The organism is Flavobacterium sp. (genome assembly GCF_039595935.1).
GTDB lineage: Bacteria > Bacteroidota > Bacteroidia > Flavobacteriales > Flavobacteriaceae > Flavobacterium.
On sequence record NZ_JBCNKR010000006.1, the window covers coordinates 1,234,688 to 1,248,630 of the forward strand.

Sequence of the window (13,943 nt, forward strand, 5' to 3'; positions counted from 1 at the left end):
TTATTCTTTATTTATATTTTATTTGCAACTCTTTTTATATCATTTAAGATGTTAAGGGTATTAAAGTTCACAAGTAAACCTAATTTTATATTAGTTAGTCGGAGATAGGTTGCAATTTGTTTATAATGTATTGGTGCTAATTCTTCAACAGATTTTAGTTCAATTATAACTTTATCTTCAACTAACAAATCAAGCCTAAAAGCAGCATCTAATATTATTTCTTCATAATTAATAATAATTTCTACTTGCTTTTTAACCTTTAGTTCTAATTTTTCTAGCTCATAAAACAATGCACTTTCATAAACAGACTCAAATAATCCAGGCCCTAAATTATTATATACTTTATAAAATAGCTCCTCGAACTATATACGATATTTCATTTTCAGTCATTAATTTTGAGTTTTAATTAAATTTCAAAATTAAAGAATTTTCTTTCTTTTTTTGCATAAATCGTTTTCACGAAATTTTACAGATAAAGAATAAATTAAAATCAATTTTAATCTGCCTAAATCTGCAAAATCTGCGTGAAATAAAACTTTATTCATAAAGAAATGAAGTCAAGGGACTAGAAGCCGAAGCATGATTTTGTTGATTTGCAACTTTGGCTTCAAAAGCCTTTCTTCCTGCCATTACAGTTTCTTTAAAAGCTTCGGCCATTAATTTCGGATTTCCCGCAACAGCTATTGCGGTATTCACTAAAACAGCATCCGCACCAATTTCCATAGCTTTTGCCGCATCAGAAGGCGCTCCGATTCCCGCATCAACAATAACCGGAACATTACTTTGTTCAATTATAATTTCTAAAAAATCAATTGTTTTCAAACCTTTATTGCTTCCTATTGGAGAACCTAAAGGCATAACTGCAGATGTTCCTGCACTTTCTAAATGCTTGCACAAAACAGGATCGGCGTGAATGTAAGGAAGTACAATAAAACCTAATTTTGCCAACTCTTCTGTTGCTTTTAAAGTTTCAATCGGATCGGGCATTAAATATTTTGGATCAGGATGAATTTCTAATTTTACCCAATTGGTTTCTAATGCTTCTCGAGCCAGCTGCGCTGCAAAAACAGCTTCTTTAGCATTTCTTGCTCCAGATGTATTGGGCAATAAATTTAAGTTAGGATGTTTTAAATGAGATAAAATAGCTTCAGTATCTGTTTCAAGATCAATGCGTTTAAGTGCGACCGTAACCAATTCGCTTTCAGAAGCTAAAATTGCCTGTTCCATTTCTTCATTCGAACCAAATTTTCCCGTTCCGAGAAATAATCGGGATTTAAAGCTCTTATCGCCAATATTAAACAATGATGTCTGCATATAATTTTTCGTTTAATTGTTGAATTAATTTTTCTCTTTCATCGCTTTCGGTGATGATACCAGAAAGTGCAATTCCGTGAATTCCGGTTTCCATTAACGGACTAACATCTTTTAAAGTAATACCGCCGATAGCATAAACCGGAATCTCGATTTTATTTTTTTTAATTTTTTGAAGAATATTAAAATACCCTGATAAGCCTAAAATTGGACTTAATTTTTCTTTTGTCGTTGTAAAGCGAAAAGGTCCTAAACCAATATAATCACAGCCATTTTTTACATGATTTTCAATGTCTTCGAATGTATTTGCAGTTCCGCCAATAACTTTTGATGTACCTAAAAAAGCTCTGGCTTCATCAATTTTAGTATCAGTTAAGCCTAAATGAACGCCATCAGCATCTATTTGCCTGGCGAGGTATATGTCGTCATTTACAATAAAATTTGCAGTATATTTTTCGCATAAAGGTTTTACGACTTCGGCTAAAGCAAAAGTGTCTTTTGTGGTTTGGTTTTTAAATCGCATTTGCACCCAATTACATCCGGAGTCAAGTGCCTGATGAATATTGTGCAGTTGTTTTTCGATTGTTTCGCCCTGCGAGATATATTGAAGTTTACTATACATAATGATGTCCGATTAAAGTTGAAGTTGAACTCAGGTAATTTTCGATATAAGTTTTAGCATTTTTGCAGGCTTCTTTTATCGTTTGATTTAAAGCTAAATTGGAAGCAATTGCAGACGAAAGTACACAGCCTGAACCATGTTTTTCAAAGCATTTTTTATCAGAAGGCAGGAGCTCTAAAATTTCATTTTTTAGAAATAAACGATCTGTTCCCAAAGCCTTTTCGTTATGTCCGCCTTTCAGCAGAATGTTAGTTGAAAATTCGTTTTCTTTAGAAATAAAACCAGGAAATAATATTTCTGCTTCATGATAATTGGGAGTAATTAAATCGATTTTTGGGAGTATTTTATTTAGATCTGAATGAGTTTCAATATTTAAAAAATCAAATTGAGTTGTCGATTTCAAAACCGGATCCCAAACAATTTTTGTTGACGGGGAAAGCAGTTTTATGGTCGAAATAATTCGGTTTAAATCATGTAAAGAAGAAACAATTCCAATTTTTATTGCACTGATTTTATAGTTTAGAAATAACGTTTCGATAGAACGAATAACAAAACTCAAATCTGTCCACTGAATTTCATAAAATTGATTTTCGGTTTGAATTGTATTTGCTGTTGAAATAGCAAAACCAGTGACTTTATGCTGTTCAAATGTTTTGATGTCGGACAAAATACCGGCACCACCAGACGGGTCTAAACCTGCTATTGTAAGTACGAAAGGGCGATTTGCTGACATAATTTGAATTCTTTTAATGGATTTTCATTGTTCCAAATTGTTCCTAAAAGAGCGGCATCATCAAAACCATTTTCAAGTGTTTTTTGAATATTATTTGAATCAATTCCGCCCAAAGCGACCATTTTTGTTTTATAATTTGTTCTGAATTTTACTGCTTGAAACAGATCATTTTTGGGATGATAATTTTCTTTTGAAATACTTTTAAAAACCGGACTTAAGAATGCATAATCAAATTCATCTTCTATCGAGTTAAAATCTTCAATAGAATGTGTTGATGTAGAAATTGATTCGTATTTAAACCTATAAGGTTTTGAAAACTTTGCAGGATTATTTTTTCTCTCTTTTTCAGAAAAATGAAATCGGTCAATGCCCAAATTTTCTGCTAAATGAAGGTGATTGTGCAAAACCAGTTTGTTTCGAAATTCTAGTTTTATCTGATCAATAAACTGAGCCATTTCTGCTTCTGAAAAATCAGGTTTCCGAATATGAAGCAAAGACAATCCTTCTTCAAATAAAGAATGAAGAATATTTATTTCATTTTTAACTTGGGAAGGATTTGTAATCACAATCATAATTTATAAAATGTTTTTTGTGAGATGTAAAATGTGAAAATTATACATCTCACATTTTACAAATCTCATTTCACTATATATAAATCTCTTTCCCTTGTTCGATAAACTCTTCTGATTTCTCCTGCATTCCTTTTTCAGCCGCCGCGACATCCCTGATTTCCTGAGATATTTTCATAGAACAGAATTTTGGCCCGCACATCGAGCAGAAATGCGCCACTTTTGCGCCATCAGCAGGAAGTGTTTCATCGTGAAATTCTCTTGCTGTATCAGGATCTAAAGCCAAATTAAATTGATCTTCCCAACGGAATTCAAAGCGGGCTTTACTCAACGCATTATCACGATATTGCGCTCCTGGATGACCTTTTGCCAAATCGGCAGCATGAGCTGAAATTTTATAGGTGATCACGCCGTCTTTTACATCTTTTTTATTTGGTAAACCAAGGTGTTCTTTTGGCGTAACATAACACAACATTGCACAGCCGTACCAGCCAATCATTGCGGCGCCAATCGCCGAAGTAATATGGTCATAACCCGGCGCAATATCAGTAGTTAAAGGGCCTAAAGTATAAAAAGGTGCTTCATGACAATGTTCCAATTGTTTGTCCATGTTTTCTTTAATCATGTGCATTGGCACGTGTCCAGGACCTTCAATAAAAACCTGAACGTCGTGTTTCCAGGCAATTTTTGTCAATTCGCCTAAAGTTTCTAATTCGGCAAATTGTGCAGCATCATTCGCGTCTGCAATAGACCCTGGACGTAAACCATCTCCAAGAGAAAAGGCCACATCATATTGTTTCATGATTTCGCAGATTTCCTCAAAATGAGTGTATAAAAAGTTTTCTTTATGATGAAATAAACACCATTTAGCCATAATCGATCCACCTCGCGAAACAATTCCTGTTACGCGATTTGCAGTTAAATGAATGTAACGAAGTAAAACTCCAGCATGAATTGTAAAATAAGAAACACCTTGTTCTGCTTGTTCGATTAATGTATCACGGAAAATTTCCCAAGTCAAATCTTCGGCAATTCCTTTTACTTTTTCTAATGCCTGATAAATCGGAACAGTCCCGATTGGAACAGGAGAATTTCTAATAATCCATTCTCTGGTTTCATGGATGTTTTTTCCTGTAGACAAATCCATTATGGTATCAGCTCCCCAGCGACAAGCCCAAACTGCTTTTTCAACTTCTTCTTCAATGCTCGAAGTCACAGCGCTGTTTCCGATATTAGCATTTATTTTTACCAGGAAATTACGACCCACAATCATCGGTTCGCTTTCTGGGTGATTAATGTTGTTTGGAATTATTGCTCGTCCTGCAGCAACTTCAGAACGTACGAATTCCGGTGTAATTTTATTTTTCGGAGTATTCGCGCCAAAGCTATTTCCGCTGTGCTGGCATTGCATTGCTTTGGTTTGTTCGTTTAAAAGTTCAATTCGCTGATTTTCACGAATAGATATATATTCCATTTCTGGAGTAATAATGCCTTGTTTAGCGTAATATAATTGTGTTACGTTGGCGCCCTTTTTAGCACGTTTTGGCTGATGTAAATATTCAAAACGAAGATGATTTAAACTTTCGTCTTTCAATCGGCTTTGACCATAATCTGAAGTGATTTCATCTAAAATTTCAACATCATTTCGGTCTAAAATCCAACTTTCGCGTAAGCGTGGTAATCCTTTTCTAATATCAATTTCGATATTTGGATCGGTGTAAGGGCCAGAAGTGTCATAAACCGTTACGGGAGGATTCTTCTCAATTCCACCATTCGAAAGTTTGGTATCACTTAAAGTAATTTCGCGCATGGCTACTTTTATAGGATGAATTTCTCCATCGATATAAACCTTTTTAGAATTTGGAAATGGAGTTCTGGATATTTGTTCTTCGGTTGTCATAGCTTGTATATTGTAAAATGTGATTTGTAAAATGTAAAATGTGAATCGTAGAGACGTACTGCTGTGCGTCTACGCATGATTGGCAATTTGGAATTTATTTTTTGGAATTTAAATTCTATCCTCCCTGTGTAGCAGAAATAATCAAAATTTCGTCGGTTTCTTGTACAAAGAATTCGTTCCATTTAGTTTTTGGAACAACGGTATTGTTGACAGCAACGGCGATTCCGTTTTGCTTGTGCGGAATTTCGAGATCGAGCAATGATTGAACGCTTAGCGATTCAGCATTGAATTTTTTAGTTTGTTGATTGATTTTTAGTTCCATTCCTTTTCAAGTTTAGTGTATAGATACACATTAGGAATGGCTGCAATTCACGCATAGAAATGCGCTTAAGAAGTCATCTTACTTTTCCCTACGCTAGTATGAACTAGATCAGGTTCAGAGGGTAAAATCTCAGCCTGCATGTTGCAGACACCCCTAAAGTGTGAAGCAAATGTAATAAAATTTAGTTTGAAAGTTTAAAGTTTCAGGTTTCAAGTTAAAAAAAACTGAAAACTAGCACTGAAAACTAGGACTGTGACTGGAAACTATTTTTTTCGCGTAAAGCAGTCTTCGATATGATCGTTGACCATTCCGGTGGCCTGCATGTGAGCGTATATAACGGTTGAACCGACAAATTTGAAACCTCGTTTTTTTAAATCTTTGCTAATTGCATCAGAAATTGGCGTTGTCGCCGGAACGTCTTTTAAAGTTTTTGGATTGTTGATAATAGGTTTTCCTCCTGTGAAATTCCAGATATAATCAGAGAAAGTTCCAAATTCTTCCTGAACTTTCATAAAGGCCTGAGCGTTTGTAACAGCAGATTTAATTTTTAAGCTATTCCGGATAATGCCGGTGTTTTGCATCAGTTCTTCGATTTTGTTTTCAGAATAATTGGCCATTTTTTTATAATCAAAATTATCAAAAGCCGCTCTGAAGTTTTCTCTTTTGTTTAAAATCGTAATCCAGCTCAGTCCGGCCTGAAAGGTTTCTAAAATTAAAAATTCAAAAATAGTGGGATCGTCGTAAACAGGTTTACCCCATTCTTCGTCATGATACTTTTTATATAAATCGCTGGCAGCACACCAGCCGCATCTTATTGGTTCCATTAGTCAAAGATTAATTTAGGATGATTTATTAGCAGGATCCTCGTCTAAATATTTTTTAATTAAATGATGACCTAAATAAATCGCAGGCGTAAGTACAATAGCAATTGATAATTTAAAAGTATATCCAACTAAACCGGAAGAAATAAAAGTTTTAAAATCAATTTTTCCGGGAAGCCAGAATGCAATTCCCAAAACTATAAAAGAATCAAACAATTGTGATATAACAGTAGATCCGGTTGTTCTCAGCCATATTTTTTTATGTCCGGTGCGGTTTCTGAAAAACCAAAAAACACTAACATCAATTAACTGCGAAACCATAAAAGCAATTATACTTCCTACGATAATCCACATACTTTGCCCAAAAACAGCCTCAAACTGTTGGTCATTAACCGGGCTGATTCCTTTTGCGGCGGGTATTACAATGGCCATAAATAAAATCAGGAAAGCGTATGCAATTAAGCATGCTGTAATAAACGAAAGTTTTTTTACGCCTTTTTCACCAAAATATTCGTTGATTAAATCTGTGGTTAGAAAAACAATGGGCCAGGGCAAAATTCCTATACTCATTACAAAAGGTCCAATCTGGATTAATTTTCCTCCAATAAGCTCAGCCACAACGGCATTCGTTATAAATATTCCTGCCAGGATTACAAAAACAATTTCTTTTCGGGTTTTAAACATCTTATTTTGGTTAATGATGTTTCAAATTTAAGCTATTTCTTCAAATCATCGAAATAGATAGTTGTTGATTTGAAGTTTGCTTTTGATTGGTTAATTTTGGGATTCAGTCGTTGTTGAAAAACCCGATAGAAATTAATATACTTTATTATGAAAAAACAAATTGATTTAGATAATCCGCTGCTTCTGGAATGGTCAGGACCTTATGGAGGAGTTCCGGATTTTACAAAATATAGAATTTCTGATTTTAAGCCAGCGATTGAATTTGCTATTCAGGAAAAACTAGATGAGATTCAGGTTATAGCAAATAATCCTGCAGAACCTACTTTTGACAATACAATTAAAGCTTTAGAACTTTCAGGTGAGAAATTAGATCGCATTCATGCCGTTTATGGAATTTACAGATCGAATTTAAGCGGTGCAGAGTTTAATGCTGTAGACACAGAAATGTCGCCAAAACTAGCCGAAATCAGTGATCAGTTATATCAAAACGAAAAGTTGTTTTTGAGAATTGAAAAATTATACAAATCTGGCGAAAGTAAAAAGTTAACCGATGAGCAGCAGCGTGTTCTCTGGCTTTATTACACAGATTTTGTTCGCGAGGGAGCAGAATTAAAAGAAGAAGAAAAAAAGAGGGTTGCAGGAATCAATCAGCAGCTAGCTGGGCTTTTTACGCTTTTCAGTCAAAAATTACTGGCTGAAGAAAACGGACAGTATTTAGAATTAAAAACAGAAGAGGATTTAGATGGTTTGCCGGAAGAATTTAAAAACGCTGCAATTGCTGAAGCCAAAGAAAGAAATCTTTCAGTTTTGGCATGTATAGGAAATACAAGGTCTTCGATTGAACCTTTTTTGACTTTTTCTAATAAGAGAAATTTAAGAGAAAAAGCTTTCGATATTTTTGTAAAAAGAGGGGATAATGGAAATGAAAATGATACGAATAGCACACTTGTTTCTATCTTGCAATTAAGAGCGGAAAAGGCAAAAATATTGGGATTTAAGAATTTTGCCGAGTGGAGTTTGTCTAACAAAATGGCGAAAGATCCGCAGAGAACATTAGATTTAATGGAGTCGGTTTGGAAACCTGCCGTAGAAAAAGTAAAAAATGATGTAAAAGCTATGCAGGAAATGGTAGAGCAGGAGGGTGAAAATTTTAAAATTCAGCCTTGGGATTACCGTTACTATGCCGAAAAAGTTCGAAAAGCCAAATATGATCTGGACCAGAATGAAATAAAACAATATTTACAGCTGGAAAATCTTCGAGAAGGAATGTTCTGGACAGCAGGTGAGTTGTTTGATTTAGATTTCAAGCAATTATTTGATGTTCCGGTTTATCATCAGGATGTTCGGGTTTGGGAAGTTAGTAATAAAAATACAGGGAAACCTATTGGTTTGTGGTATTTTGATCCATACGCACGCGTTGGGAAACGCTCTGGGGCATGGATGAATTCGCACAGAGATCAACAGAAAATAAACGGAAACGTCCTTCCAATCGTTTCTAATAATTGCAATTTTATCAAAGGGAATGCTGATGAACCGGTTTTAATTTCGTGGGATGATGCTACGACCTTATTTCACGAGTTTGGGCATGCGCTTCATGGTTTGTGTTCTAATGTTACTTACCCAAGTCTTTCGGGAACTTCGGTGGCAAGAGATTATGTAGAATTTCCGTCACAATTACTGGAACACTGGCTTGCCACTCCGGAGGTGTTAAACAAGTTTGCACTGCATTATAAAACCAATCAGCCTTTGTCGCAGTCATTAGTCGAAAGAATAGATAAAGCTGCTAATTTTAATGAAGGTTTTGCAACTGTTGAAACCATTTCGAGTTCTTTTGTAGATATGAAACTGCATTTAACAACAGAAACAATTAATCCGCATAAATTTGAAAAGCAGGTTTTAGAAGAAATCAATATGCCTTCAGAAATCGTAATGCGACATAGAATTCCACAATTTGCGCATATTTTTTCTAGTGATGGTTATGCTGCTGGATATTACAGTTATTTATGGGCAGATGTGATTAATGCAGATGCTTATGAAGCATTTTTAGAAGGAAACGGACCTTATGATAAAAAAGTTGCCGAACGTCTTTTAAAAACAGTTTTAAGCGTTGGAAATACTGTAGATAATGAAAAAATGTATGAAGATTTTAGGGGACATGCTCCAAAATCAGATGCTTTGATGCGTGCGAGAAATTTTCCAGTCGAAAACTAATAAGAATAAAAAAAGCCCGAATAAATACATATTCGGGCTTTTTAATATTGAAAAAATAATATATTAACCTAAAGTAACTCTTTTGAAACCTGTAATTTCAACATTGAATCCTTTTACGTAATCACCAACTTTTTTACTATCATCTTTGATGAAGTTTTGATCAAGTAAAGCTTTTTCCTGATCTAAAGTAGTGTTGTCAGAAATGAAACGTTGAACTTTTCCTGGAAGGATTTTGTCCCAGATTTGCTCTGGTTTACCTTCAGCTTTTAATTCAGCTTTAGCATCTTCTTCAGCTTGTTTGATAACTTCAGGAGTTAATTGAGAGAAAGAGATGTATTTAGGAACATTTTTCAAAGTTTTTCCTAAACGTTTTGCTTCTTCATTGTCTTTTTCGATTACAGCAATACGAGCAGCAAGTTCAGATTCAACGAAAGCAGGATCAAAATCTTTGTAAGATAAAGTATCAGCTCCCATAGAAGCAACTTGCATAGAGATGTCTTTTGTTAAAGCTTCAGCGTTTGCAACTGGAGCAGAAATTGCAGTTAAAGCAGCAATTTTATTAACGTGAACATAAGATCCAACGTAAGCACCTTCTAAAATTTCAAAACCACCGATTTCGATTTTTTCACCGATAACACCAGTTTGCTCGATTAATTTCTCAGCAACAGTGATTCCGTTGAAATCAGAAGCTAATAATTCTTCTTTTGTAGAGAAGTTGATAGCTCTTTCTACTAAATCTTTAGCTAAAGCAACGAAAGCTTCGTTTTTACCTACGAAGTCAGTTTCGCAGTTTAAAGTGATGATAGCTCCTTTAGTGTTGTCAGCATTGATAAAAGAAACAGCAGCTCCTTCAGCAGACTCACGGTCAGAACGGTTAGCAGCAACTTTTTGTCCTTTTTCTCTAAGGATTTGTATCGCTTTGTCGAAATCTCCTTCAGCTTCAACTAAAGCTTTTTTACAGTCCATCATTCCGGCACCTGTAGATTGTCTTAATTTATTTACGTCTGCAGCAGTAATTGTTGACATAATATTTTGAATTTTTAATGTTAAAAGTAAAAAATTCCATCTTTTAAATCCCAAACTCCAATTTTAATAAATTATCAACATAACGTTTTTAATTTTGTATTTGGATTTTGGAATTTAAAATTTGGAATTTAAATTTTGATTTATTCTTCAGTTTCAGTTGCAGGAGCAGCTTCAGCTTCAACAGCAGGAGCTTCTTCAGCAGCTTCAACTTCTTTCTCAGCACCTCTGTCAGAAAGACCTTCGATTACTGCAGTAGTCACTAAAGATAAAATTTTGTCAATTGATTTAGAAGCGTCATCATTTGCAGGAATCACGTAATCAACCTCTCTTGGGTCAGAATTCGTATCAACCATTGCGAAAACTGGAATGTTTAATTTTTGAGCTTCTTTTATTGCGATGTGTTCAGCTTTGATATCTACTACGAACAATGCTGCAGGTAGTCTAGACATATCAGCAATTGAACCTAAGTTTTTCTCTAATTTAGCACGAAGACGATCAACTTGTAAACGCTCTTTTTTAGATAAAGTGTTGAAAGTACCATCTTTCTTCATTTTATCGATAGAAGACATTTTTTTAACTGCCTTTCTGATAGTTACGAAGTTAGTCAACATACCACCTGGCCATCTTTCAGTGATGTAAGGCATGTTTGCAGCTTTTGCTTTATCAGCAACGATGTCTTTTGCTTGTTTTTTGGTAGCTACGAATAAGATTTTTCTACCTGATGCAGCGATTTTTTTCAAAGCTTCGTTAGCTTCTTCAATTTTAGCTGCAGTTTTATATAGATTGATAATGTGAATACCATTACGCTCCATATAAATGTAAGGAGCCATGTTTGGATCCCATTTTCTAGTCATGTGTCCGAAGTGAACACCTGCTTCTAGTAATTCTTTTACTTCTATTTTGTTTGCCATTTTTGTACTAGTTTACGTTCTGTTGATTAGCAATGTGTGAATGGCGATTTCTCTGGCTTCATACATTTAGATGCTAAACTATATCCTACCTCGATAGGAGAGCAACAATAACTGTGTTTTTTAATTTCAATAAATAATTGATAATGTCTTGCCCCATCTGAACAAGACAGGTAATATTAACGTTTAGAGAACTGGAATCTCTTACGAGCTTTCTTCTGACCGAATTTCTTACGTTCAACCATTCTTGGGTCTCTTGTTAATAAACCTTCTGGTTTAAGGATTCCTCTGTTTTCAGCGTTAACTTCACACATTACGCGTGCTAATGCCATTCTTACAGCTTCTGCCTGACCAGTTGTACCACCTCCGTAAACGTTTACTTTTACATCAAAGTTGTTTACGTTTTCTGTCATAGACAATGGTTGTAAAACTTTGTACTGTAAAGTTGCAGTTGGAAAGTAAGTTGCGAATTCTTTTTTGTTTACAGTGATGTTTCCAGTTCCTTCAGAAACGTATACACGTGCAACAGCGGTTTTTCTTCTACCGATTTTGTGAATAACTCCCATTACTTAAGATCATTTAGGTTAACAGTTCTAGGTTTTTGAGCTCCGTGAGTGTGCTCAGATCCTACAACAACATTTAGATTTCTAAAAAGTTCAGCACCTAATTTGTTTTTAGGTAACATACCTTTTACAGCTTTTTCTACTAATGCAGCTGGATTTTTAGCTTGTAATACTTTAGCAGTTAAAGTTCTTTGTCCTCCTGGGTAACCTGTATGACGCATGTAAATTTTGTCATTCATTTTTGTACCTGTAAGGTTAATTTTTTCTGAGTTGATAACAATTACGTTATCTCCACAGTCAACGTGCGGTGTGTAACTTGGCTTGTACTTACCTCTTAAGATCATCGCAACCTTTGAAGCAAGACGTCCTAAGTTATGACCTTCTGCATCAACAACAATCCACTCTTTAGTTACAGTGGCTTTGCTAGCTGAAATTGTCTTGTAGCTTAATGCGTCCATAATATTATTTTAATTAAACATTCCATCCCCAATAAAGGGGATGCAAAAGTACAATTAATTATTTTAAAACCAAATACCTGAAAAGAATATTTTAAATACTGAAAATCAGGCTGTCAGTTTTTATTTTTAAAACCATAAAAAAAGCACCTCTGCATTTTGCTGCAAAGGTGCGTTATTATTTTTATTTTTTTTCAGTTATACTATAAATAGATTAGCAATATCGACTACTTGTTGTGTCGTAAGAGGCTCATCATAAGCTTCTGATCCTGCTGCAGCACCAAATGCTGTTGCAGTATTAAATCCTGCCTGCATCGTTACACCTTCGCCATCATAAACAGCCTGAGTTGCGGCGGGCATTCCGGCACCTCTTTCAGCATTAGAGATCCAGCCTTTTAAACCTCGTAGTCTTCTAACTTCAGAAGCATGTCGGGCTTCAACTGAGTGGATTTGTAATGCTGCTGTTAGTAAATCCGGTGTAGATATTAAATTGGCAGCCTGACCTTTATAAGCTCTTACGCCTGTATCTTCAAAAGCTTGTGCCAAAGCCAGAAAGGTTGGGTAATCATTAAATGGATCAAATGCTCCGCCAACAGTAAAATCAAAAGTTGGTTTTGGAACAAAGTTAGCGCTCATTGTACCACCCAATCCGGCAATTAAAAACGAAACGTGATCTGATTCGTGTGCAGATATTTGTTGGAAAACTTTTAAATCGCGCCCCCCATTTTCTGATGCAGGAATTACTCCAGAGTCTAATGCCATTGCATAAAATTCGTTTTCAAGATATTCAAGAGTCAATGCAAACTGCAAAGCTCCAATTGGTGTCGCCGGAGTTGGAGTTATGTCTTGTGCAAGCGCTTTATTTGCTATAGCTGATAATCCAAAAGGGATTGATGCCAGTGCCAGATTTTTTCCAATATTTCCAAACTGTGTAAAACTGTCTCTTCTTGAACCAGTACTTTTCATTAAGCTGTCATCAGTAAAGGTTTCTATAAATTTTAAAATATTCATAATTTCTAATTTTTAGCTGGTTAAGATTAAGGTAAATATTTGGCAGTGAATTTTGTCGTAATAAATCCTGCTGCAACTGGTAGGATTTTTGAAGGATCTTTTGCAGCATCTAATCCAGTTGAAGTGCTTACGATGTCATCTCCGGCAAAATCTTTAGAATTTGGATTAATCAAACTTCGAATTGCAGCAGCATGTCTGGCTTCTACAGAAACAATTTTCCCTGCTAATAATAAGTAATCTGCAGTTTTTATAAGTCGGCCAGCTCCGTTATAGGCGGCAACACCAGTGTCTTCAAGTGCTTTTGCAGTAGCTAAAACTTCGGTACGGCTGTTGAAATTTAAAGAACCATAACTAAAGGCTAAAGAGGGAAGTAATTGTGAACCTGGATCTGGAAGCGCACCTGTTAAAGCGGCTTTAAAAAAATCCCTGTGAATTACTTCATGATGATATAAGTCAGTCAAAACCTGACGTTCAGTATCATTAAAGACTGTATTAAAATTTGAGGCATTTACAACTTTGGTGTAAAAATCTGCTTCTAACTGCTCTAAGGCATACGCATAAGTAAGAACACCAAAATCTCCTGAACCTAAATCAAAAACACCGTTTCTGACTCCCGGCAGGGAAGTATCGTCCATATCATCGTCATTATCATTGTCGCTGCAGCCAGCTAAAACCAAACCTGCTGTAACTAGCGTTAATCCACTGAGCTTAAGAAAGCTCCTTCTGCTATCCAGCGAAGGGTTTACTTCCTGAATTTTAACTTCGTTTTTCATAATAGGCTTTTATTAAGTTAATAACATTGTATTA

At 35.2% G+C, this 13,943-nt stretch carries 15 protein-coding genes, 1 pseudogene and 1 riboswitch; of the genes and pseudogenes, 1 reads left to right on the forward strand and 15 read right to left on the reverse strand.

The window, feature by feature from the left end; genetic code table 11:
- Positions 1–11: 11 nt before the first annotated feature.
- From ABDW27_RS15175 to ABDW27_RS15215, 9 genes and pseudogenes are all read right to left on the reverse strand, one after another.
- Positions 12–293 (reverse strand): annotated as a pseudogene (locus ABDW27_RS15175) (GxxExxY protein); the annotation flags it as partial.
- Positions 294–537: 244 nt separating this feature from the next.
- Complete coding sequence (locus ABDW27_RS15180) at positions 538–1,314, reverse strand: thiazole synthase (protein WP_343696670.1); 777 nt, start codon at positions 1,312–1,314, stop codon at positions 538–540.
- A complete protein-coding gene (locus ABDW27_RS15185; RefSeq protein WP_343696671.1) occupies positions 1,295–1,933 on the reverse strand; it encodes a thiamine phosphate synthase in 639 nt (212 codons plus the stop codon). The genes ABDW27_RS15180 and ABDW27_RS15185 overlap by 20 nt, the downstream gene beginning before the upstream one ends.
- Positions 1,926–2,666, reverse strand: coding sequence for a hydroxymethylpyrimidine/phosphomethylpyrimidine kinase (locus ABDW27_RS15190; RefSeq protein WP_343696672.1), 741 nt, complete (start codon positions 2,664–2,666; stop codon positions 1,926–1,928). Before ABDW27_RS15190 ends, ABDW27_RS15185 begins: the two co-directional genes overlap by 8 nt.
- Positions 2,633–3,238: a thiamine phosphate synthase gene (locus ABDW27_RS15195; protein WP_343696673.1), complete on the reverse strand. Its 606-nt coding sequence runs from the start codon at positions 3,236–3,238 to the stop codon at positions 2,633–2,635. Before ABDW27_RS15195 ends, ABDW27_RS15190 begins: the two co-directional genes overlap by 34 nt.
- A gap of 73 nt (positions 3,239–3,311) precedes the next feature.
- On the reverse strand, positions 3,312–5,135 hold the full coding sequence (gene thiC, locus ABDW27_RS15200) for a phosphomethylpyrimidine synthase ThiC (RefSeq protein ID WP_343696674.1): 1,824 nt from the start codon (positions 5,133–5,135) through the stop codon (positions 3,312–3,314).
- A gap of 115 nt (positions 5,136–5,250) precedes the next feature.
- Positions 5,251–5,457 carry a sulfur carrier protein ThiS gene (gene thiS / locus ABDW27_RS15205; RefSeq protein WP_073412727.1) on the reverse strand — a complete coding sequence of 69 codons (207 nt, stop codon included), beginning with the start codon at positions 5,455–5,457 and terminating at the stop codon, positions 5,251–5,253.
- A 68-nt stretch (positions 5,458–5,525) separates the two neighbouring features.
- Positions 5,526–5,622, reverse strand: a riboswitch (TPP riboswitch).
- Positions 5,623–5,720: 98 nt separating this feature from the next.
- Positions 5,721–6,281, reverse strand: a complete 561-nt coding sequence (locus ABDW27_RS15210; RefSeq protein WP_343696675.1) for a DNA-3-methyladenine glycosylase I — start codon at positions 6,279–6,281, stop codon at positions 5,721–5,723.
- 15 nt (positions 6,282–6,296) lie between these two features.
- Positions 6,297–6,962, reverse strand: a complete 666-nt coding sequence (locus ABDW27_RS15215) for a queuosine precursor transporter (protein ID WP_343696676.1) — start codon at positions 6,960–6,962, stop codon at positions 6,297–6,299.
- 147 nt (positions 6,963–7,109) lie between these two features.
- Between ABDW27_RS15215 and ABDW27_RS15220 the strand changes: the two genes are divergently transcribed.
- Positions 7,110–9,173, forward strand: coding sequence for a M3 family metallopeptidase (locus ABDW27_RS15220; protein WP_343696677.1), 2,064 nt, complete (start codon positions 7,110–7,112; stop codon positions 9,171–9,173).
- Positions 9,174–9,236: 63 nt separating this feature from the next.
- Here the strand turns inward: ABDW27_RS15220 and tsf are convergent, their stop codons facing one another.
- The 6 genes from tsf to ABDW27_RS15250 all read right to left on the reverse strand — a co-directional run bounded on the left by tsf (position 9,237) and on the right by ABDW27_RS15250 (position 13,909).
- Positions 9,237–10,199 (reverse strand): translation elongation factor Ts, encoded by a 963-nt coding sequence (gene tsf / locus ABDW27_RS15225; RefSeq protein ID WP_073413567.1) that lies wholly within the window; start codon positions 10,197–10,199, stop codon positions 9,237–9,239.
- A gap of 140 nt (positions 10,200–10,339) precedes the next feature.
- Positions 10,340–11,110, reverse strand: a complete 771-nt coding sequence (gene rpsB / locus ABDW27_RS15230; protein WP_008466790.1) for a 30S ribosomal protein S2 — start codon at positions 11,108–11,110, stop codon at positions 10,340–10,342.
- Between the two features lie 176 nt (positions 11,111–11,286).
- Positions 11,287–11,673, reverse strand: a complete 387-nt coding sequence (rpsI, locus tag ABDW27_RS15235; protein WP_012023687.1) for a 30S ribosomal protein S9 — start codon at positions 11,671–11,673, stop codon at positions 11,287–11,289.
- Complete coding sequence (gene rplM, locus ABDW27_RS15240) at positions 11,673–12,128, reverse strand: 50S ribosomal protein L13 (RefSeq protein ID WP_343696678.1); 456 nt, start codon at positions 12,126–12,128, stop codon at positions 11,673–11,675. The genes rpsI and rplM overlap by 1 nt, the downstream gene beginning before the upstream one ends.
- A gap of 195 nt (positions 12,129–12,323) precedes the next feature.
- A complete protein-coding gene (locus ABDW27_RS15245) occupies positions 12,324–13,136 on the reverse strand; it encodes a ferritin-like domain-containing protein (RefSeq protein ID WP_343696679.1) in 813 nt (270 codons plus the stop codon).
- A 26-nt stretch (positions 13,137–13,162) separates the two neighbouring features.
- Positions 13,163–13,909, reverse strand: a complete 747-nt coding sequence (locus ABDW27_RS15250) for a ferritin-like domain-containing protein (protein WP_343696680.1) — start codon at positions 13,907–13,909, stop codon at positions 13,163–13,165.
- Between the last annotated feature and the right edge of the window lie 34 nt (positions 13,910–13,943).